We start from the raw sequence: 19,535 nt of genomic DNA, 5'->3' as shown, positions 1-19,535 counted from the left end.
AGAACTTAATACAAGCAAACAAAACCCCAACAGAATATGCCACAAGCCATTAAGCTATGCTAAACTTCCCCATCTTAAGGGGAAATAATATGAAAAATCTTATCTTCTTTTTTAAACTCTTTATCCACCGCTTTCAACAAAACAAAATTGCGGTCTATTCAGGGTATCTGACTTATACCACGTTGCTTTCTCTCGTACCTCTGATTATGGTGGTGTTTTCGGTGTTTACGCTATTACCGATTTTTGAACAAGCCACCGCACAGTTAAAAGAGCTGGTGTACGATAACTTTGCCCCAAGTGCAGGGAATATGGTTCAGCAATATCTCGAGATGTTTGTCGATAACTCAAAGAAAATGGGGATCATCAGTATCATCGGTTTAGTCGTGGTGGCGGTGATGTTGATTTCGAGCATTGATAATGCCCTTAACGAAATTTGGCATAATACGAAAAAACGTTCAGTGATACTCTCTTTCGTTGTCTATTTGGCTGTGCTGATTTTTGCCCCGATTTTTGCTGGAGCGAGCATTGCCATCAGCTCTTATATTTTCTCGTTGGAAATGTTTAGCCAAGACGGGCTGTTTTCTTTTAGCCACCACCTGCTTAAATTTATTCCTTTTGTCTTAACTTGGTTGCTGTTTGCCTTGGTTTATCTTATTGTACCTAACACCCAAGTGAAGTTTAGACACGCTGCGGTGGGGGCTTTATTTGCTGGAGTTTTCTTTACGCTGGGTAAACAAATTTTCATCTGGTATATCACCACTTTCCCATCATATCAGGCAATTTATGGTGCGTTAGCCACGATTCCGATTATGATTGTTTGGATCCACCTAAGCTGGCGAGTGGTATTACTAGGGGGGCAGTTTGCTTCTGTATTAAAAGATATGGAAATGATCAAGGCTGGCGAATTAGCAAATCCATTAACGGAGGACAGAGAATGATCGGATTAATTCAACGAGTAAAATGGGCGAAAGTGGAAGTAGATAACCAGGCTGTCGGCGAAATTTCAACGGGACTATTAGTATTATTAGGTGTTGAGCAAGGTGACGATCAGGCTAAGGCAGATCGCTTACTGGAAAAAGTCTTGAACTATCGTATCTTTGCCGATGAACAAGGCAAAATGAACCTAAACGTTCAGCAAGCAGGGGGAAGTTTATTAGTCGTTTCCCAATTTACCCTTGCCGCCGATACCCAAAAAGGTCTACGCCCTAGCTTCTCTCGTGGGGCAACCCCAGTACTTGCTCAAGCACTTTACGACTATTTTCATCAGCAAGCGGCACTCAAAATCCATATCCAAACAGGACGGTTCGCCGCCGATATGCAGGTCAGCTTACAGAACGATGGGCCTGTCACCTTTTGGCTACAAGTATAGGCACGGCAATGTACCAACAGTTCCAGCAACAACTTGCAAAGCATTGCCCTAATCAGACCGCTTTCTTCATCGGTTTAAGCGGTGGGGTGGATTCGGCAGTCTTACTGCATCTGTTCGCACAGGCTCGACAAGCCCTTAACCTTAAACTCAGGGCAATTCATATCCATCACGGCTTAAGCCCAAATGCAGATAGCTGGGCAACATTCTGTGAACAGCTTTGTGAACAGTGGGCAATCCCTTTGACTGTCTGCAAGGTTCAAGTACAAGGCAAGCAAGGGCTGGAAGCCAATGCTCGAACAGCACGCTATCAAGTCATTCAACAGCATATTCAACGGAATGAAATGTTGGCAACCGCACATCATCTTGACGATCAAGTTGAAACCTTTTTCCTTGCCTTAAAAAGAGGAAGCGGTATTCAAGGGCTAGGGGCAATGCAAGCGGTCAGTTTTTTGCAAAATATTGCGATTTTCCGACCGCTTCTCAGCTTCAATAAAACCGACATTCTCGCTTATGCTGAACAACATCAACTGGAATGGATTGAAGATGAAAGCAACTTCAACACTGATTTTGACCGCAATTTCCTACGTCAAACGGCGTTACCTTTGCTCAATCAACGTTGGCAACAGTTTAATCAAATGGTGGCACGCTCAAGCCAGCATTGTGCCGAGCAACAACAACTGATTGAAGAATTGCTACACCCCGAACTGGCTAGTCGGCTACAAAATGGCGGTTTAGACATCACAGGCTTTGAGCATTTTTCTTTGTTAAAGCAACAACAGCTTGTCCGTTTGTGGCTGGCACAGGCTCACCTTGCAATGCCAAGCGTGGCTCAACTGGAACAGATTATCCAACATCTCATTTTGGCAAGAGCCGATAAAAATCCGCAGGTCAAACTTGAACAACACCTTATTCGCCGTTACCAACAGCAGATCTTCATTACCCCTATTCAAGCAGAGACAGATGATTTTGACTTGGAACTGCCACCACAAAGTGAAGAAATTCAACTGCCCACCTCTATTGGCATTGTTCAACGCAACGGCACAGAGATTATTTACAAAATATCAGGCAAATCTCACCGCTTGTTATTGCCAGAAGCGTTACAACAAACCCCACTTCGCCTAACCAACCGCTATCCAAGCAAAGTGCAGTGTTACGGCAAAACCTATCGAGAAGAGATGAAAAAGATTTGGCAGGAAAATCGTATCCCCGTGTGGTTACGGGGACGTGTGCCAATTATCTTTTATAAACAAGTATTAATAGCAATTTTAAAAATCTAGTCATTCTTCACAAAATAGTTACAAAAATAGGATTGCTCGAAGAATCATATCCAACGGCCACAACAATCCTTGAATCTTTTCCCAGATCGACAAATACACAATTTTTTCATAGCAGGCATAGGAACTGTTGGATCAAAAAAATACCAACGATCATCTACATTTACAAAAAGAGAACATTCATGATGAATTTGCACACCATCTTCTGTATTAAAGTAAGCCCTAAATTCAACAATACTATGAATTTTAGTCACATTTTCTTGGTTAGAAATAATATCAAGACCTATCCACTGAGTCTTTTGGCTCCAATCTTTTATTGCTTTTAGGTCAAGCAATGATTGCTGAGCAGGGAGTGTCGTTCTAACTATATAGTCAATATTAACTTTGGTGTAAGCAGAATAACGAGAACGCATCAATTCTTCGGCTGTAATAGGCAGTTTTTGAGCAAAATGAAATGGTTTACAGCATTCATCATATGCTAGTTTTGATTGGCAAGGACAAACATAAAACATAACAAAATCTTTAAAAAGCTCTCTATCTAACTTAATATCTTTATTTATAGGAAAACATTATGAGTAACTGTTATTACTAAAACTCATACACCATATTAATATACGGAATTCAATAACTAACAACGGCACACTCACCCACAACGGCAACGTTTCAAACTTCCAAAAGGTACCTGCAATCGCTACGCCTAAAATCATCAAACGGGAAAAGCCCGTGTTATTACGCTGTGCTTTCAGGCTTTGATTGATTTCATTTAAACGGAAATTAATCTGTTTTTGTTGTTGCAAGGCTTGAAACATCGCTTCAGGGAACTCGGCAAAATGCTCCCTAAATTGCGGAGCTCGCTGTTTTAGATCTCGCCACATAGCCTTAAAGCCCACTTGTTCATTCAACCAATCTTGCAAAAACGGCTTAGCGGTTTGCCATAAATCTAACTGCGGATAAACCTGTCTGCCTAATCCTTCAATATAAAGCAATGTTTTTTGCAATAACACCAATTGTGGCTGTACTTCCATATTGAATTTACGAGCAACAGTAAACAAATTCAATAAAACGTGTCCAAACGAAATTTCCGAAAGGGGTTTAGCAAAAATCGGCTCACAGACTTCTCGAAAGGCTTCCTCAAAAGCATCAATATCGGTATCCGACGGTGTCCAACCTGACTCAACGTGCATCAACGCAACTCGGCGATAATCACGATTGAAAAAAGCAACAAAACTTTCGGCAAGGTAGCGTTTATCGTTCTGATTTAAAGTGCCGACAATACCGCAATCAATCCCGATATATTGTGGATTTTCAGGGTGATTTGGGTTCACAAAAATGTTACCTGGGTGCATATCGGCGTGAAAAAAGCTATCACGGAAAACCTGCGTAAAAAACACTTGCACACCACGTTCTGCAAGCAGTTTCATATCTGTGCCGTTGGCTTTGAGTTCATCAATATTTGCCACAGGAATACCATAAATCCGTTCCATCACAATCACATTTTTATGGCAAAAATCTTGATACATTTCAGGTACATAGAGCATTTCACTGTTTTCAAAATTATTACTCAAGCGGATAGCATTCGCCATTTCTTTGCGAAGATCGAGTTCGTCCAACAACGTTTTTTCATACTCACGCACCACTTCCACAGGGCGTAAACGTCTGCCTTCTTTATTTAAACGTGGAATCCAACTCGCCAAGCGGTACATCAAGGCTAAATCGTCCTTAATCACACAATCAATCTCTGGGCGAAGGACTTTTAATACCACCTCTTTACCTGCAAGCGGTTGGTTTTGATTAAATTTTGCCGTATGCACTTGAGCAATAGACGCAGAAGCCAAAGCGGTTTCATCGAAATCATCAAACCACTTTTCCAACTTATCGGCTAGAGCCTCTTCAATTAAACGACGAGCCAGTTTTCCGTCAAAAGCTTCAACAGAATCTTGTAGCAACGCAAGCTGATCTGCCAACTCAGGTTCAAACAGATCTCGACGAGTCGAAAGCATCTGCCCCAGCTTAATCCATACAGGTCCAAGCTCTTGCAACGCAAGGCGTAAACGCACGCCGAAAGGCTCATTCGGATATTGATTTTTTACCCAAAATAACGACTTCCGCCCACAACGGATCCCCCGTGTTAGCGGAATATCTGGAATAACCTCATCAATACCATAGCGAAGAAAGGTGTGGATAATGTGATAAAGACGACGCAGGTTTTTGATGTTCATTATATTCCCAATTTTACAAATTTTTGCTCTAACCGTACCGCTTGCTGTTCCAACTCTTTTACCTGATCGCAAAAATCAACCACTTGCAAACGATGAACAAACACAGGGCGTTCGTTCGTCAAGTTATCGACAAGGTGCTGACTGTCTTGCACAAACTGATTTTTCACCTTGGTAAAAATACCCTTGGCGAAATCCGTTGAAGCCTGAGCTGGTACATCACCGATAAAACGTGAGAGCAATTCCGCAGGATCTTTTTCCAACTCGTCAAGTAACTGTGAAAAATGCTGTAATACTTGAATATCACCCGTCAAAATCAGTGTTTTATTATTAATCAACTCACTCAGTTTACTTTTATCCGCCAGTTTTGGAAGAGCTGTCGCATCAAGGCTCACGGCACAATCCACTTCACCCTCATAATTCGCCAGCCAATCCGCACGGTTTTCACTGAAAATTACAAAAAGTATAATATTCGGTTGATTTAACTGAATTTTAAGAATTTTCCCTGCAAGTTTGCGTAACATAGGCGATGTTTGGGGTGAACGTTCAATCAAATGATTAAACGCCGTTTCCAATGCCCCTAACGCAAATTGCGGTAACATCAACTGTTGTAATAACGTTTTCATTTTTAAAATTTGTACCCACGATGTAATGCTACAATCCCAGCACTTAAATTGTAATAACCGACATTTTCAAACCCTGCATTTTCCATCATTCCCTTTAACTCGTCTTGTTTCGGGTGCATACGAATAGATTCGGCAAGGTAGCGATAGCTATCGGCATCATTGACAACCACTTCGCCCACTTTCGGCAAAATATTAAATGAATAGAAATTATAAACTTGGCTAATCGGATCGATAATCGGCTTAGAAAATTCCAACACCAGCAAACGTCCGCCCGGTTTCAACACACGGAACATCGAACGTAACGCCTTATCTTTATCAGTAACATTACGCAAACCGAAGCTAATCACAATGCAATCAAAGGTGTTATCCGCAAACGGCAAGCACTCTGCATTCGCTTGCACATAATTCACATTGCCGACAACGCCCAAATTCCGCAATTTCTCACGCCCTACTTCCAACATTGAACTGTTAATATCAGCAAGGACAACTTCGCCTGTTTCGCCAACAATACGAGAGAATTTAGCGGTGAAATCCCCTGTTCCCCCTGCTAAATCCAACACTTTCTGTCCCTTTCGCACGCCACTGCAATCAATGGTAAAACGCTTCCACACGCGGTGGATACCAAAAGAGAGCAGATCATTCATTAAATCATATTTGCCTGCAACGCTATGGAACACATTGGCGACTAACTGCTGTTTTTCTTCTTTGGCAACGGTTTTAAATCCAAAATAGGTGGTTTCTGATTGTGGTTGTTGAGATTGTTGAGCGTCGTTCATTGTTTCGTTCTCATGAGAAAAAATTAAGGCGTACCATATCAAAAAAGCGGTGAGATTTCCTTAATTTTTTGCTAAAAAATTACGAACTTACCATTTCGCAGTATATTAATGTTAATCCTTTTCTGCCTTAGTAGTAATAACATTATTCTATATATTTCACTTTATTAATGAAATCAAGCAAAAATAGCGCAAAGAAGGATATCGACTTAATCTCACACTCTATAAATAAAAAATCTGCACTTTATTATGTTAGAGACTAAACCTAACGATTAAAGTGCAGATTCAATGATATGATTTAGTTTACAAAAAAATTAACCCATACCGTATTTTTTTAATTTTTTACGCAATGTACCACGGTTAATACCAAGCATTGTGGCTGCACGAGTTTGGTTACCGCGAGTATGTTGCATAACCATATCTAACATTGGGTGTTCAATTTCAGATAAAACTAACTCATATAATTCAGTTGGATCTTGACCATCTAAATTTCTTAAGTAGTTACGAACCGCTTGTTTTACATTTTCACGAAGTGGTCTATCTACTTGTTGAGCTTGTGCATTTAACATTGATACTGTTAATGGGTTTTGTGTCGGTTGTTGTTCTAACATTGTCCTTTTATCCAACTTATTAAGATTCTTCACGAATCGATTTTACAAAATCTTCCAACGCCTTTAACTGTTCTTTCGTCGAATCAAGGGCATTAAAAGTACGTCTAAAATTTGCATTTGGTTTAAGCTGTTCGACATACCAGCCAACGTGTTTACGCGCAATTCGATAACCTTTTTCTTCACCATAAAACTGATGTAGGTTTTCAATATGCTGTAACATTAATTGGCACTTATCATTAAGTGATAATGTCGAAACGAGATCTCCTTTCTCGAAAAACTTGCCGATTTCCGAAAATAACCAAGGGCGACCTAAACTGCCTCGACCGATCATCACAGCATCAGCTTGTGTATAGTCAAGAACCTGTTTTGCTTTTTCCGCAGAGGTAATATCACCATTGGCAATAATAGGAATCGAAACCGCTTGTTTAACTGCCTTTATGCTGTCGTATTCTGCTTCACCTTCAAATAGACAACTTCTAGTGCGTCCGTGAATAGTTAAAGCTGAGATACCCGCTTGTTCAGCTATATTGGCAATTTCTAGGCAATTTCGGTTCTCAGGATCCCAACCTGTTCTAATTTTTAGCGTTACAGGCACATCAACAGCATTAACGACCGCATCTAAAATACGGGCAACTAAATCAGGTTCGCGTAAAAGGGCAGAGCCTGCCATTTTTTTGTTCACCTTTTTCGCTGGGCATCCCATATTGATGTCAATAATTTCAGCTCCGTAAGCGACATTGATTTTTGCTGCTTCTGCCATTTCAGTGGGATCACATCCCGCAATCTGTACAGCATTAATACCGATTTCGTGATGATGCGATAAACGCAATTTCGATTTTTCGGTATGCCATACATCAGGGTTTGTGGACATCATTTCTGAGAAAGTTAAACCTGCACCTAATTGGCTACACAGTCTTCTAAAAGGTTGATCTGTAATCCCTGCCATCGGCGCGAGGAAAATACGGTTTTTTATTTCATATTGACCAATTCGCATCGACTTATCCATTGATTATTTTTAGTACAAATTTAACCTAAACGATATCCAAATAAAAAGTACGGTGTAAAACCGTACTTCACAACCTTTATTCAGTGTTCAGCATCATTATCGCCTACTAACTCAGGGACGCGTATAATACGCATTTTTTCGCCATTTGGGAAGTCTATTTATTCGACAATTTAATGAAAATTTAAAATTAATCAAACAATTGTTATCTATAAAAGTGGTGAACGAGATTTATTCGCCCATTTCATCACTACATTCTCAATGCTCGACTCAATTTGCTCTCCCACACGTTGCGATAATTTTTTCTTTTGTTGATATTTCACTTCAATCACGTCTTGCGATTTTACCGCATCTAAAATGAGATCATCACTAGTAGAGAGTTCATCAACAAGGTTAAATTCAACTGCTTGTTGCCCAAACCAATGTTCACCTGTCGCAATTTTTTCTATGTCTAACTGAGGACGATGTTGAGCAACAAATTGTTTAAACAAGCGGTGAGTTTCCTCCAATTCTTGCTGGAATTTCTGTTTGCCTTTTTCGGTATTTTCACCCACAAATGTCACTGTTCGCTTGTATTCACCTGCTGTCATCACATCAACATCAATATCGTGTTTTTTCAATAGACGGTGAATATTAGGTACTTGAGCTACCACGCCAACAGAGCCAATTACAGCAAAAGGGGCAGATACAATCTTGTTAGCGACACACGCCATCATATACCCACCGCTTGCAGCCACTTTATCTACCGCCACAGTCAAAGGAATGGATTTATCTTTCAAACGTTGTAATTGGGAAGCCGCTAAACCATAACCGTGAACCACGCCTCCTGGACTTTCTAGCTTTAACAAAACCTGATCTTTCTCTGGTTTTGCCAAAGCAAGTACGGCATCAACTTCTTTGCGTAAAGCAGATACACCGCTCGCCTGAATATCCCCTTGAAAGTTCAAGACAAACAAACGGGATTTCTCTGCCTCAGGGTTTTCTCCGCCCTCTTTTAAGCGTTTCTTTTCTGCTTTCGCTTTCTCTTTTTCTGCTTTTTTCTCTTGTTTTTCTTTATGTTTTAACTCAGCTTCACTTAAAAAGGCACTTGCAAGTGCTTTTTCTTGTTCTTGGTATTTCTCAGTTAAATTAGTCAGCGTAATTGAGCCTGATTCTGGCTGTTTACGACTTTCTAAAATCAGCATTATCACAACGGCAACAATGCCAAAGACCGTCAATAACTCCAGCAAAAAGATACCGTAATTAAGTAAGATTTCTTTCCACATAATTTGTTCTCTCTTATGAAATATGTTTAATTCTTCCCATCTAATCCAAGCGCTTGTTAGCCTAGTAGCCTAATTCAATCGGTAATTCAGCTCTAACCCAGCCCTCAAAACCACCTTTGACACTATATACACGCTCAAAACCTTGCTCGACAAGGTATTGAGCTGTATTACGACTACTCACCCCGTGATAGCAACTCACAATCACAGGTTCGTCATAATCATATTCATCTAAAAACTTGCCGTAACTATGATTTGTTAAGTGAAATGCACCTTGAGGACGACTATGACTAAACCTTACCATATCACGAATATCCACTAAAACAGCGTCTTCATTTTGCATCATTTCCCACGCCTGTTGTGGGGTAATTTCTGTAAATGTTTCTTCCATATTCTTTCCTTCATTAAAAAGTCGGAAGAATATAGCATTAAACACAAAATTGTAAATAAACAATAAGCTATTACAGCAGTTGAAATTTCAACTCACTTTTATATAATAGGAACTATTATCAAATGCGTATGCTTCTATACGCATTTTCTTTCTTTATATGATAGGAATTTTCAATGGATCAACTATTTCAATTTTTACAAAGCTACATCGACTATATTATCTTAGGTTTATTAGCGATTATGAGTGTTATTTTGTTCGCTAAAATCATTGAGCGAGTTCTATTCTATAAGAAAGTAGAAGTCAAAGATTACGAAACATTGCAAGAGTTAGAAATCGATCTCACTGCTAACCTCACCACTATCTCAACTATCGGCTCAAACGCCCCTTATATCGGACTACTTGGTACTGTTGTCGGTATCTTATTAACATTCTATGAACTCGGTCATTCTGGCGGGGATATTGATGCTGCCTCTATTATGGTGCATCTCTCTTTAGCCCTCAAAGCAACTGCTGTCGGTATCTTAGTCGCCATTCCTGCAATGATGTTTTATAACGGCTTTGGACGTAAAGTCGAAGAAAACAAATTAAAATGGCAAGCCCTTGAAGCTCGCAAAGCTAAAGCCTAAGCGGTCACTTTCTGCCAAAATTTGACAAGCGACGAGGATATAATGAAAAAATTTGACGAAATAAACATTATCCCATTCATCGACATTATGTTGGTGTTATTGGCGATTGTATTGGTTACTGCCTCTTTTATCTCGCAAGGTAAAATTCAAGTAAATGTGCCGAAAGCCTCTACTACACAAGCAATGAAGGCTGATGAATTGGCAAAACTGCTCACTATTACTGAAAATAATGAATTTTTCTACAATGATAAACCGATCACTAAAGAAGAACTGAACGCAGAAATAGCAACTTGGGATAAAAGCCAAAAGGTGACCTTGAAAGTAGATGCGACCGTTGCTTTTGAAAAATTTGTTGAACTAACCGACCTTCTGGCTGCAAATGAAATCAAAAATGTAGCAATTGTGACGAAAAAAGAGAATAGTAAGTAATGAAAAAACGTCACTCCCGTATCGGATTAATCGGTTCTCTCACCTTACACGGTACGCTATTTGCGACGGTGTTTGGGATTATCCATACTCAAAAACCATTACCTGCAACAGAGGAAGTTTCCAGTATCTCAATGGAAATGTTGGCGGCACGTTTAGAGCAAGAACAAGTGGCTGTGGCAGCGGAAGAACCCGTTGAGGAAGAAGTTAAGAAACCTGAGCCTGTCATAGAGCCTGAGCCTATTCCTGAACCTGTTCCAGAGCCACCAAAGCCAAAGGAAAAACCAAAAGAAAAGCCAAAACCGAAAGAGAAACCTCCAGTAAAAGCTATTGAAAAAGGTGCTGAAGCTAAACAAGGTGTTGTAGCAAAAGCAACTCCGAGTGCGGTGCAAGGTGCAAAAAATCAAGAGGGTATTGTGACTGGCTCACCAAAAGGTAGTGGCACTGTAAATAGTGGCTCAGCAAGTGGTGGGGAAATTAACGCTTATAAAGCCCAATTACAACGGACGTTGCAGCAAAGAGCTAACAATGCTTATCCTCAAAGAGAGAAAATGATGCGAAAAACAGGGACAGTAACCTTGTCATTCCAGTTATCGTCATCAGGGCAAGTGATCAATGTTCAAGTGATTAATTCGTCAGGGAATAGCAACTTGGATGCGGCAGCAATGAAAGCGGCTCAAAGCACAAAAATGCACTCGCCTCCTCCAGCAGGTTTCCCTACATCGCTAACGGTGCCGGTGAAGTTTTCTGTGCAATAATGCTTGTCTACTATACCTGCTACGACTTTATGAAAATAAGAGCTGTAAAGTTAAGTAACTCATAAATGATAAGTTTTTATCCATTAGTAATAGGTTTTAATGTCAACTCTAATTTTTGTTCAACAATATTAAATAATAAGTCAATATTCGGGTGTTTCCCTGGATGTTGAGTTGCATCTTCAACATGCTCAGCAAACCAAATAATTCCTTGCTGAGCAGATTTAACATTCAGCTGCTGACTAAATCTTTCTGCAAGTGCATTATACAGTTTTAATGAACCTAATTTACCTTCAATAGCAGGAATATGGTGAATGATATTCCCTTGTCTATCCAATATAGATAAGCCTGACAAATGTTCAATGCTAGGGAATGTCGCTAAATAATCTTTAAATTGCATTTTGTTTCCTTTTTAACTACATACCAATAATAACACATTCCGCTACACTGCGAGCATTAGATAATGCTGCCGCTGCTTTAGCTCTATCTCCAACTGGACCAACAACAACGCGGTTCCATTCACCATTGCTATTAATACGAGCATTGTAACCAGCCATAGCTAAACGGGCCTGCATATTTTCTGCTTGAGCTTTATTTTTAAATGCACCACATTGTAAACCAAATTTTCCGACATTCTTAGGTTGCTCTAAAGCAGGCTTTGCCGTTGTAATATTTTTTGCCTGTTCTTGTGTTTTTTGGAGTGCTTCTTGTTTTGGTTTTGCTTCACTAACTTCTTGTTGTTGCTCTTGTTTTTGTTCTGTTGCTATCGAGGTATTTGCGACTGGATCAGATGTTGCTGTTTGGCTTAACTGCTGCTCTTCTTTTTGTTTCTGAATTGCCAGTTCTTGCTCTTTGGTTAATTGTGCTAATTTAGAATTTTTATCCACAGGAACTTCTCTGGTTTCTAAATCTCGAATGTAGCTATATACCTCCTGCGGTGGGGTCGGCAATGTACTTTTAGGTTGCTGTGATGGTGCCATTTGTGTCGGCATTACAGGCGTGGTTGGGTTGCTTTCTTTTAAAAACCAGAGAACAAACCCACTTCCCATCAATAATAAAATAATCACTGCTAAGATCAGTGCAGTATTTCCACCTTTTTTGGCTTTAGAGCGAACAGCATAATCACGATTTGGCACAATAACCTCTTTTAAATCCGATATAAAATAATCTTTAATCTTACTGAAAAAATTAGATTTTGACTAGTAAATCAAACGCCCTTGTTTCACTTCGACCACCTGATCACACAACTTACTTACATCTTCCAGCTGATGTGTGACCATTAGTAACGTGAGCTGTTTCTGTTGGCATAATTCCACCACAAGTTGTTGCATTTCTATTCTCTTTTGCGGATCAAGGGCAGAAAAGGGTTCATCTAACAACAAAATCGGTTTATCCCTAAGTAGGGTTCTAGCCAACGCCACACGCTGTTTTTGTCCGCCCGATAATAAATCCGAACGGCGTTCTAAGAGTTCAGCAATGCCCATCTGCTTTGCAATTTGTGTAATCTGTTGCATCTGTGTAGCATCAAAATGCAAACGAGAAACTAGCCCTAAACCAATATTTTGAGCAACCGTTAAATGTGGAAAAAGGTTATTATCTTGAAATAACATCGACACAGGGCGTTGGGCTGGTTCAGTAGCAAAATGATTTTCCCCATTGAGTAAAATCTCACCACGATCCGCTTTTTCAAAACCTGCTATCAGATTAAGCAAAGTGCTTTTGCCTGCACCACTTTCACCAATCACCGCAATGCGTTCCCCTTTTTTTACATTGAGTTGAAACTGCATTGGCATTTCAGGGTAATCAAATTCAACATTTATATAAATCACGTGTGTATCTCATTAATTGTATTCAACATTGTACATCTCGGTATTGATACTGCTCACTTTGATTATTTTGGTTCCAAACAAAATAAATAACATTAACATTCCTAGAATGCTTTCAGGAATACGAATCGGTATTAATGGGCTGAGCACCTTACCCAAGTAAAGTAGTAAAAATAGTATTGTAATTGCTATGATAAAGCGTAATAATTTAATTAACATAGTTTAATTCTTTTATTTTCTTGCAATTAATGTATACCTACTTATAGGAAGTGCATATATTAATAATACAAAAGCTCCCCTAATCTGGAGAGCTTTTATGATTTATTTCCGATATCTTTCTTGGTTTTTACGCATTTTAATGTTGATAAATTCCACAATCACCGAGAAGCCCATTGCGGTGTAAATCGCTGATTTTGAAATAGGGATATTAAAGCCTTCACCCATTAATGCGATACCGATTAAGATTAAGAATGCAAGTGCTAAATTCTTAATGGTTGGGTTATGATCAACGAAATCCCCGATTGGTTTTGCGGCAAACATCATCACGCCCACAGCAATCATAATTGCAATCACCATAACAGGAATATCATCTGCCATACCAACTGCAGTGATAACGGAGTCTAGCGAGAATACGATATCTAAAACAGCGATCTGGATAAGGATCATAAAGTAATTCGCTTTCTTACTTGTATTGCCTTCAGTATCGTGTGCTTCGCCCTTAACCGCTTCAATCAGTTCCATTGCACTTTTAACGACTAGGAATAAGCCCCCGAAGAATAAAATCAGGTCACGTCCTGAAATCGGCTTATCCATAATCGTAAAGAGCGGATCGACTAATCGCATCATCCACGCTAATGAAAGCAAGAGAAGAATACGAGTTGCCATCGCTAAGCCCAAGCCGATAATACGCGCTGACTGGCGTTGTTTTTCAGGTAAACGAGAAACTAAAATACTGATTAAAATAATGTTATCAATACCTAGCACGATTTCTAACGCTGCTAAGGTAAAGAGAGCAACCCACGCTTCTGGGCTGGCAATCCACTCAAACATAGAAAGATCCTTGATAAAATTAGACATAACATCGGCAAAAATTGCCGAACTAAAAGTTGCACATCATATAGAGAGCTGTGGCAAAATTAAAGGGGCGCATGCAAAAAATTTTGTAAAATCTCTGCGGTAAATTGTTTACGCAAGTAAAACCCTAGTGGCAATGATTGAATTTTTTCACCGTATTGATTTACGGCCCCTGCTAACGCCTTATTATTTCGCCCTTTTGGACGCAAATGAAGCACTTCTCCTAAACGAGCATTGATCTCATTTAAACGTCCAAGCACAATCAGTTCCATTAACTCTTCCCAGTCTTGTTGTAACTGCTGTTCTTGTTGGGGTGACGGCGACCATAAAATCGGCTGTCCGATATGCCTTTTTTCAAGGGGAATTGACCGCTTACCTTCGACTGGGATCCACAAAACCCGTTGCAATTTATGTTTAACATGTGACGTTTGCCATACAATACCGTGATTGTCCGTTAAAGGTGCAAGGCTGACAAAGGTAGTTTCTAACGGCAATCCTTTTTCATTGACAGGAATGGTTTTCAACTCAATGCCTAAATGGGCAAAATCTTGTTCAGGCTTGCTGCCAGCCTTTGCCCCTAACGCCGTTTCAATAAGCATACCTACCCACCCTTTATCTCGACGTAAATCAGGCGGTACAACCATATTCAACTGTTCGGCAATTTCCCCTAGGGTAAAGCCTGCGAGCCATTGGGCTTTAGCGAGAAGCTCTGTTTCTGTGGTGGAATGGGTGGCAAGTTGCATTGAAGTGCGATCTCTTATGCGAAAATAAGCGGTCACTTGATCATAAAAATTTGCAAATTTTTTATCTGAACCGACCGCTAGTTATTCAAATATAATGCTTTTCATTTTACCATATTTTACTAACAATATTTTCATCGAGAACTCTTAGTATTTAAGTTGAAATAAAGTTTGTAAAAAATTATGTGTCGCAGGCGAGAGTATGCGAGATTTATGGTGAATATAATTAATCCCTCGAATAAATTGATGGCTACTGAGCTTGATCTCTTTCAGCTCTCCTCTTTTAAGCTCTTGCTCTACAGCTAATTTTGAAATAATAGCAATGCCGAGCTGATTAAGAACACAATGTTTAATTCCTTCTAAATTATTGATTTCTAAAGTTTTTAATTTTTTTATTGCACTTTCATCTAAATGTTTCAGTAAAAATTTACTTGTTTCTGATTGACTTGGTTTGATAATCAGGGTTTCTTCTAAAATAGCATTAAAATCAACGTTATTGTACTGAGAAAATGGGTGTGTTGATGAAGCAATTAATACCATTTCGTCATCGAAAAAACTTTCACTAACATACTCTTTTTCTTTATTCTCAAAGCAAACTTGGTCAGACATAATTGCAAATTCTAACTCGTGGTTTTCTAAACGTTGGATAAGCTGTTGAGAAGGGAGAATATCCATTCGAATTTCGACATTTGGAGCGATTTGCTTGTATCTTGCAATGACTTTTGGCAACAAATAGGCTCCAACAAAATGGCTAGCACCAAAGGTAATTTTACCGTAATTTGGATCATCATATTGATGAATATGTTCTTGAGCAGTTTCAAGTAATTGAAGAATTTTCAACGCATATTGGCGAAATATCTTGCCTTGTTCGGTTAAAAAAAGGCGGTTATTGATCCGCTCAAAAAGAACCGTATCTAATGATTGTTCAAGATTTTTTATCTTAATACTCACTGAGGGTTGAGTACAAAATAGTCTTTCTGCAGTTTCAGTGACACTCAAACATTCAGACAACACCACGAAGGCTTTTAGTTGTTGTAAGTTCATAGGCTTCTCCATAAATAATTTTTATGATTTTTATATAATAACACAATTATTAAAATAGTTTCAAATCCCTATAATGTGTCGAAAATAAATTCATTCATTTGGGAGAAAGTTATGAATACTTCTAATACAAAAAACAAAGAAGGAGTTCTGAAAAAAATCGGTATTCTTCTTGCTCTAATTGTGTTGTTTGGATTGATGTTTATGCCTACCCCTGAAGGGCTAACTATTGAAGGGCAAAAAGCGATTGCTATTTTCTGCAGTGCTTTGGTTTTATGGGTTTGTGGTTCATTACCTATTTATCTCACTTCGTTAATAGTCATCATTTTATTACCTTTAACACATACCGTAGCGAAAGAAAAAGCAGTTTTTGCTACTCTTGGGTACGATGTAATTTGGTTAATGGTATCTGCATTTGTCCTAACGTCAGCAATGATTAAATCCAATATCGCAAGACGGTTTGCGTTATGGATGATTACTCATTTTGGGCAAACATCGAAAAAAGCATTGTTCGTACTTATTTTAATCAACTTTGTGCTTGTTTTCTTTGTGCCATCAACCACTACTCGAGCAACCTTAATGGTGCCGATCTGTATGATTTTGCTTGAAATCTATCGAGTAATCCCAGGTGAAAGTAATTTTGGTAAGTTGATGATGTTACAAGGTGTGCAAGCCGATGCTATTGCAACATCAGGGGTAATGACAGGAACTGCGGCAAATATTATTGCTGTTGGTTTTATTAATAATCAAACAGGAGCAGATATTGGTTATATTGACTGGCTTATTGCTTCTTTTCCGACTGCACTGCTGAGTATGTTCTTGGCTTATCTGATTGGTTTTAAATTATTTTCAATGAAAAAAGAGAGTAATTTTAGTGAAGCCTTAGGACGTTTACAAACAGAGTATTCTAAACTTGGCAAACTCACTCTTGATGAGAAAAAAGCAATGGCGATTTTCTTTACTGCGGTGTTCCTATGGGCTACGGAAGATTATCAAAAGGGTTGGTTTGGTTTTGAAGTCAGTGTTTATATGACAGCGGTAATTGCTGCAGTACTTTGCTTGCTACCAAAAGTTGACTTATTGACTTGGAATGAAGCAAAAATTAAATGGGACTTAATGCTTTTTGCTGCTGGAGCTTATGCGGCAGGAAATACTCTGGAAAGCACTAAAGGGGCTCAATGGATTATGGGAAATGTCGTGGAAGGTTTAGGATTAGAAAAGATGAACCATTCATTGGTTTATGTTGTAGTCATCTTCGTCTGTATGTACAGACACTTAATTTTTACCAGTAAAACTGTAAGAACGACAATTTTAATTCCGTCAATTATTGCACTTGCAAAAACTTTGGGAATGGATCCTGTGACATTGGCTCTTGCAGCATCATTTACCTTAACTTATACCGTGACATTACCACCACATTCAAAAGTAAACACGATTTATTTTGCTACGGGGTATTTTAGCGTAATAGATCAAATGAAATACGGACTGATAACCTGTTTTATTAGTGCTGTAGTTATCTCAATTTCTGTATTTACTTGGTTCCAAGTGCTTGGTTATGGGTTATAAGGAGTTTGATATGCGATTGATTTTACTACGCCACGGCGAAACGTTATGGAATATTGAAAAACGCTTGCAAGGACATTATAATTCCCCTTTATCAAAACGAGGAATATCTCAAGCAAATGCAATAAAACCGTTAATTCAACAATTATCTCCGAAAACGGTGATTTCTTCAGACTTAGGTAGAGCAGTACAAACAGCGGAAATCATTGGTTTTCAAGATCCTATTAAAGATAAAGGATTACGAGAACTCAATATGGGTGAATGGTCTGGACGTAAAAAGCAAGAGTTAATTGACGAAAATCCTGAACTGTACCACGCTTGGAGAAGAGGTGATTACACACCTAAAGGCGGAGAAAATTGGCATCAATTTTGTCAAAGAGCATCAGAAACACTGATAAAATGGGTGAAAGAGAGTAATGGAGATGTTCTAGCAGTTGTACATAGTGGTGTTATTCGAGCCGCTTGCCATAGCTTCGTTTCACTTTCTGCAAATCACTTACTACCTGCAACACAAGGTACTGTAACGATTTTTAATTTTGAGCCAAATAGCCCTGTGAAATTAGAAGCGTATAATTTAGGTGGAATGTCACCTGATATTGATGTTGCAGACTAACTAAAATCGATGAGGAGACAAATATGAACAAAATAAAAAAACTTAGTATTACATTACTTGCTAGTTGCATCTTAGTAGCTTGTGGTGGTGGTTCAAGTGGTGGTCATCAGCAAGCTGTAGATAAAACAGAAAATCCTATTACTAATCAACAAGTAAGTGAAAATAACCCCCAATCTTTGGATAAAAATAATGCTAGCAAAGCTCCCGAAGCAAAAGAGGATAAGCAAATAAAAGAGCCAATTGTTGGTAAGCAATCTAAGGAAAAAATAGAGCCTCCCTCTCAAAATTTGAGTGATCGAGATATTTGGCAGGGCTTCTCGAAAAATGGTGGTTATTACGATGCGAGCAATTGGGTGAGTATTACCCTTGAAGGCAAAGAAATCAAGCTAGCTCCAGTCAATGGTAGCAATTCAAATAATAGTAAAATGAATACGTTACGAGATGCCGATGGAAATTTGGTTGGATATTATGGTTATGCGACATTAAGTAAAACAAAACCAAATCCATATAAGCCTGATGAGCAAGATGTTGAACGCAAATATATGGCTTTACTAGAAGTGACCGCGAGAGAAGATGCCAAAACTCGTCCAACTCACGATTTATCTTATCAAGGAAAAATGTACTATGCTCTCAACGCTGCTCCTGAACAAGCTAAAGAGGCTGATGTTACAGCAACCTATAGACATACGAATAAATCAATTTTAATTAGTATTTATGGTGTGAATGGAAACGATTTAACTACTAATCAAACAAATGTTAGTGAAAATGGTTCTATTTTCACTCGTTTATATTTGAAAGATAAACGAACACCCGCAGGGGAATTTAAAGGTGGTTTATATGGCAAAAGTGGCGAAATTTTATTAGGAGAAGCGAAAAATGAGGATTCAAGACCAAATACCCCTCAAAATAATTGGAAAGGAGTTATTGGTGCAACTGCTACCAAAGACAAATAATAGTTTCTATTGTTAAAAAAAATGCTTGTTTGAGCCTCTCCCACAATTTGTGTAAATACCTGTTTCTGAGATAATACATTCAGACACAGGTATTTTATTATGAACGAAAAACAACTTCACGCCTTGGCAGCGGAATTTGCCAAAAACCTAAAAACACCAGAAGACCTCAATCAATTTTCACGGATGCTCAAGAAAATCACCGTCGAGGCTGCGTTAAATGGTGAACTGACCGACCATCTTGGTTATGAAAAACATCAGCCTAGAAAAGGTAAAAATGCACGTAACGGTTACACATCTAAGACCGTCATTTGTGATGAAGGTGAGATAGAAATTGAGACGCCTCGTGACCGTGACGGCACCTTTGAACCGCAACTTATCAAGAAAAACCAAACC

General features: G+C 38.9%; 25 protein-coding genes. 10 read left to right on the top strand and 15 right to left on the bottom strand.

Features of this window, described 5'->3' with window-relative positions; all coding sequences use genetic code 11:
* Positions 1-89: 89 nt before the first annotated feature.
* Genes B0183_RS04265 through tilS form a run of 3 tightly spaced genes read left to right on the top strand, consistent with a single transcriptional unit; the run spans position 90 to position 2,646 of the window.
* Positions 90-938, top strand: a complete 849-nt coding sequence (locus tag B0183_RS04265; RefSeq protein ID WP_021114288.1) for a virulence factor BrkB family protein — start codon at positions 90-92, stop codon at positions 936-938.
* A complete protein-coding gene (gene dtd / locus B0183_RS04260; protein ID WP_035519232.1) occupies positions 935-1,369 on the top strand; it encodes a D-aminoacyl-tRNA deacylase in 435 nt (144 codons plus the stop codon). Before B0183_RS04265 ends, dtd begins: the two co-directional genes overlap by 4 nt.
* Before the next feature lie 8 nt (positions 1,370-1,377).
* Positions 1,378-2,646, top strand: coding sequence for a tRNA lysidine(34) synthetase TilS (gene tilS, locus B0183_RS04255; protein WP_078208376.1), 1,269 nt, complete (start codon positions 1,378-1,380; stop codon positions 2,644-2,646).
* A 44-nt stretch (positions 2,647-2,690) separates the two neighbouring features.
* Here tilS and B0183_RS04250 read toward each other — a convergent pair whose 3' ends face one another.
* The 8 genes from B0183_RS04250 to glpE form a co-directional block, all read right to left on the bottom strand.
* Positions 2,691-3,155 carry a YchJ family protein gene (locus B0183_RS04250; protein WP_035493624.1) on the bottom strand — a complete coding sequence of 155 codons (465 nt, stop codon included), beginning with the start codon at positions 3,153-3,155 and terminating at the stop codon, positions 2,691-2,693.
* A gap of 57 nt (positions 3,156-3,212) precedes the next feature.
* On the bottom strand, positions 3,213-4,862 hold the full coding sequence (ubiB, locus tag B0183_RS04245) for a ubiquinone biosynthesis regulatory protein kinase UbiB (protein WP_078208375.1): 1,650 nt from the start codon (positions 4,860-4,862) through the stop codon (positions 3,213-3,215).
* Complete coding sequence (locus B0183_RS04240) at positions 4,862-5,485, bottom strand: ubiquinone biosynthesis accessory factor UbiJ (RefSeq protein WP_035523990.1); 624 nt, start codon at positions 5,483-5,485, stop codon at positions 4,862-4,864. Before B0183_RS04240 ends, ubiB begins: the two co-directional genes overlap by 1 nt.
* Positions 5,486-5,487: 2 nt before the next feature.
* Positions 5,488-6,261 carry a bifunctional demethylmenaquinone methyltransferase/2-methoxy-6-polyprenyl-1,4-benzoquinol methylase UbiE gene (ubiE, locus tag B0183_RS04235; protein ID WP_021111318.1) on the bottom strand — a complete coding sequence of 258 codons (774 nt, stop codon included), beginning with the start codon at positions 6,259-6,261 and terminating at the stop codon, positions 5,488-5,490.
* 311 nt (positions 6,262-6,572) lie between these two features.
* Positions 6,573-6,869 (bottom strand): DNA-binding transcriptional regulator Fis, encoded by a 297-nt coding sequence (gene fis, locus B0183_RS04230; RefSeq protein ID WP_005713908.1) that lies wholly within the window; start codon positions 6,867-6,869, stop codon positions 6,573-6,575.
* Between the two features lie 19 nt (positions 6,870-6,888).
* A complete protein-coding gene (dusB, locus tag B0183_RS04225) occupies positions 6,889-7,863 on the bottom strand; it encodes a tRNA dihydrouridine synthase DusB (RefSeq protein ID WP_078208374.1) in 975 nt (324 codons plus the stop codon).
* 218 nt (positions 7,864-8,081) lie between these two features.
* Positions 8,082-9,137: a protease SohB gene (sohB, locus tag B0183_RS04220; RefSeq protein ID WP_021117818.1), complete on the bottom strand. Its 1,056-nt coding sequence runs from the start codon at positions 9,135-9,137 to the stop codon at positions 8,082-8,084.
* A gap of 61 nt (positions 9,138-9,198) precedes the next feature.
* Positions 9,199-9,525, bottom strand: a complete 327-nt coding sequence (gene glpE / locus B0183_RS04215) for a thiosulfate sulfurtransferase GlpE (RefSeq protein ID WP_021111315.1) — start codon at positions 9,523-9,525, stop codon at positions 9,199-9,201.
* A 173-nt stretch (positions 9,526-9,698) separates the two neighbouring features.
* Between glpE and exbB the strand changes: the two genes are divergently transcribed.
* Genes exbB through tolA form a run of 3 tightly spaced genes read left to right on the top strand, consistent with a single transcriptional unit; the run spans position 9,699 to position 11,335 of the window.
* Positions 9,699-10,151 (top strand): TonB-system energizer ExbB, encoded by a 453-nt coding sequence (exbB, locus tag B0183_RS04210; RefSeq protein ID WP_021111314.1) that lies wholly within the window; start codon positions 9,699-9,701, stop codon positions 10,149-10,151.
* Positions 10,152-10,193: 42 nt separating this feature from the next.
* Complete coding sequence (gene exbD / locus B0183_RS04205; RefSeq protein ID WP_010787138.1) at positions 10,194-10,580, top strand: TonB system transport protein ExbD; 387 nt, start codon at positions 10,194-10,196, stop codon at positions 10,578-10,580.
* Positions 10,580-11,335, top strand: a complete 756-nt coding sequence (tolA, locus tag B0183_RS04200; RefSeq protein ID WP_021111313.1) for a cell envelope integrity protein TolA — start codon at positions 10,580-10,582, stop codon at positions 11,333-11,335. The genes exbD and tolA overlap by 1 nt, the downstream gene beginning before the upstream one ends.
* 76 nt (positions 11,336-11,411) lie before the next feature.
* Here the strand turns inward: tolA and B0183_RS04195 are convergent, their stop codons facing one another.
* From B0183_RS04195 to B0183_RS04165, 7 genes are all read right to left on the bottom strand, one after another.
* Positions 11,412-11,732: a DUF2322 family protein gene (locus B0183_RS04195; protein WP_005713919.1), complete on the bottom strand. Its 321-nt coding sequence runs from the start codon at positions 11,730-11,732 to the stop codon at positions 11,412-11,414.
* A 16-nt stretch (positions 11,733-11,748) separates the two neighbouring features.
* Positions 11,749-12,468, bottom strand: coding sequence for an SPOR domain-containing protein (locus B0183_RS04190; protein WP_021111312.1), 720 nt, complete (start codon positions 12,466-12,468; stop codon positions 11,749-11,751).
* Positions 12,469-12,531: 63 nt separating this feature from the next.
* A complete protein-coding gene (thiQ, locus tag B0183_RS04185) occupies positions 12,532-13,161 on the bottom strand; it encodes a thiamine ABC transporter ATP-binding protein (protein ID WP_021114284.1) in 630 nt (209 codons plus the stop codon).
* Positions 13,162-13,173: 12 nt separating this feature from the next.
* A complete protein-coding gene (locus tag B0183_RS13095; RefSeq protein ID WP_016528366.1) occupies positions 13,174-13,377 on the bottom strand; it encodes a CidA/LrgA family protein in 204 nt (67 codons plus the stop codon).
* Positions 13,378-13,479: 102 nt separating this feature from the next.
* Entirely contained in the window at positions 13,480-14,208 is a 729-nt protein-coding gene (locus B0183_RS04175) for a TerC family protein (protein ID WP_021111310.1), read from the bottom strand.
* A gap of 86 nt (positions 14,209-14,294) precedes the next feature.
* A complete protein-coding gene (gene mutH / locus B0183_RS04170; RefSeq protein WP_021111309.1) occupies positions 14,295-14,975 on the bottom strand; it encodes a DNA mismatch repair endonuclease MutH in 681 nt (226 codons plus the stop codon).
* Positions 14,976-15,119: 144 nt separating this feature from the next.
* Complete coding sequence (locus B0183_RS04165; protein WP_021118535.1) at positions 15,120-16,016, bottom strand: LysR family transcriptional regulator; 897 nt, start codon at positions 16,014-16,016, stop codon at positions 15,120-15,122.
* A gap of 111 nt (positions 16,017-16,127) precedes the next feature.
* Between B0183_RS04165 and B0183_RS04160 the strand changes: the two genes are divergently transcribed.
* The 4 genes from B0183_RS04160 to B0183_RS04145 form a co-directional block, all read left to right on the top strand.
* Positions 16,128-17,579, top strand: a complete 1,452-nt coding sequence (locus B0183_RS04160) for an SLC13 family permease (RefSeq protein ID WP_021119254.1) — start codon at positions 16,128-16,130, stop codon at positions 17,577-17,579.
* A 10-nt stretch (positions 17,580-17,589) separates the two neighbouring features.
* Positions 17,590-18,189 (top strand): histidine phosphatase family protein, encoded by a 600-nt coding sequence (locus tag B0183_RS04155; RefSeq protein ID WP_078208373.1) that lies wholly within the window; start codon positions 17,590-17,592, stop codon positions 18,187-18,189.
* A 23-nt stretch (positions 18,190-18,212) separates the two neighbouring features.
* Positions 18,213-19,142, top strand: coding sequence for a hypothetical protein (locus B0183_RS04150; RefSeq protein WP_078208372.1), 930 nt, complete (start codon positions 18,213-18,215; stop codon positions 19,140-19,142).
* Between the two features lie 99 nt (positions 19,143-19,241).
* Positions 19,242-19,535, top strand: a 294-nt coding sequence (locus B0183_RS04145) for a transposase (protein WP_131826760.1), incomplete at its 3' end; no start/stop codon positions are given.

Origin of the sequence: Glaesserella parasuis, assembly GCF_002015085.1 — a bacterium.
GTDB classification, from domain to species: domain Bacteria; phylum Pseudomonadota; class Gammaproteobacteria; order Enterobacterales; family Pasteurellaceae; genus Glaesserella; species Glaesserella parasuis.
Note: the sequence above shows the minus strand (reverse complement) of the source record. Positions and strands in the feature narration are given on the sequence as shown.